Below are 1,633 nucleotides of genomic sequence, written 5' to 3'. Positions count from 1 at the left end.
GCCCCCGTTCGTAATATAAGGTTAGCCAGATTTTTCTGGTTGACCTTTTTCTATATGGTCATATGATTACGGTAGTCGGGGTAGAACGTCGCCCCCGTGGGATTTAATCCCGTCAGCTAAACTGTTCACCCCCTACTTGTATAAACATGTTTCAGGCTGGTTGGGACAACGATCCCGTTTAACAAGCGAACCTATGACATTACAAGAAGCCCTAGGGGATACCGACTAATATTGCATTACTTGGAGGAGATACAGTATGAATCCAGTCATTGGTCTGGATGTTTCAAAAGGGGAAAGTCAGGTACAAGCATTTTTAGATAAAGGCAAACCATACCGTAAGAGCTTCAGTATTAAACACGATCTTGAGGGTTTGGGGAATTTATTAGAGTACCTTCAAGAAGTTGAGAGTTCCGCAGGTGGTCATCAACCTTCGGTCGTTTTAGAATCAACTGGGCACTATCATACTCCCGTTATTCAGTTTTTAGAGGAACAAAAATATGTTTATATTATCGTTAATCCTCTTATCTCACACAGAGCTAAGAGCTCAAGCCTACGAAAGGTTAAAACAGATGCAATCGATGCTTATCACCTTTGCGAACTCTATTATAAAGAGGAGTTAGAACCATACAAGAAGCGTGGAATTCAACTCTTGAACCTTCGTAATCTAACAAGGCAACAAGAGAATATTGCAGAAATATCAGCGAAAACAAAGTTACAGTTACACTCTTTAATCGACCAGGTATTTCCTGAGTACCGAGGTGTATTTGGAAGCCTCTATTCAAAGGTTTCGTTGCTTACTTTACTAGCCTTTCCTACTTCTGAGGCAGTATTAAGTGTAAGTGAAAAAGAAATTACAAATAGGATAGCTTCATTATGTAAAAGTCGTTCGGAGACTTGGGCAAAGGAAAGGGCACAGAAGTTGCGCGAAGCAGCCCTGCGTAATCCTTTTCAAAACAACCTCTACCAAAGTCATATCTTTAACCTTGAGATCTTAGTTAAGATTGTTCTTCAATACCAAGAACATCTATCCAAAATTGCGAATGAAATAGATGCTCTCGCTAAGGAAATTGAAGAATATGAGATCCTTCAATCTATCCCTGGAATTGGAGAAAAAATCGCTGCAACGATTATTTCCGAAATTGGAGAGATAGATCGGTTTAATGGTGCCAAAAAGTTAGTTGCATTCGCTGGAATAGATCCTAGTGTCTACTCTTCTGGAAAGTTTACTGCATCCGTAAATCGAATTACCAAACGTGGCTCATGTAGACTTCGTCATGCCCTGTATATGGCTGTTCAAAGTGGGATTCGAGATGCACGTAAAAAGAAAACGACTGATGAGATTATTCCACGCAATAGAAGACTACGAGAGTTTTACGACAAGAAGCGAGAAGAAGGAAAACCCTTCAGAGTAGCGATCATTGCCTGTGTAAATAAGCTCTTACATTGGATTTACGCCTTACTAAAAAGCAAATCTACTTTCCTAAATATAGATTAAAAACTATATCTAACTAAATACAACAAAACCTTCCAAAACGAGTATAACGGAAGGTTATTTAGCATGAACATTTTTAGTATATCATGGGGTTATTAAACTTTTTATTGAAAAATGTTGACAAACTATTAGCTGGTTTAG

At 38.7% G+C, this 1,633-nt stretch carries 1 protein-coding gene; it reads left to right on the top strand.

Going from position 1 to position 1,633, the window contains the following annotated elements:
- The first annotated feature begins 256 nt into the window (after window positions 1–256).
- A complete protein-coding gene (locus V7164_RS23210) occupies window positions 257–1,495 on the top strand; it encodes an IS110 family transposase (protein ID WP_335347358.1) in 1,239 nt (412 codons plus the stop codon).
- Window positions 1,496–1,633 lie beyond the last annotated feature (138 nt).

The organism is Bacillus sp. JJ1474 (assembly GCF_036965225.1).
Lineage (GTDB): Bacteria > Bacillota > Bacilli > Bacillales > Cytobacillaceae > Cytobacillus.
This window is presented reverse-complemented; position numbering and strand designations above follow the sequence as displayed.

What these genes read in the sequence shown, in the direction of transcription:
- V7164_RS23210 (WP_335347358.1), top strand. Translation starts at nt 257, where the DNA reads ATGAATCCAGTCATTGGTCTGGATGTTTCAAAAGGGGAAAGTCAGGTA.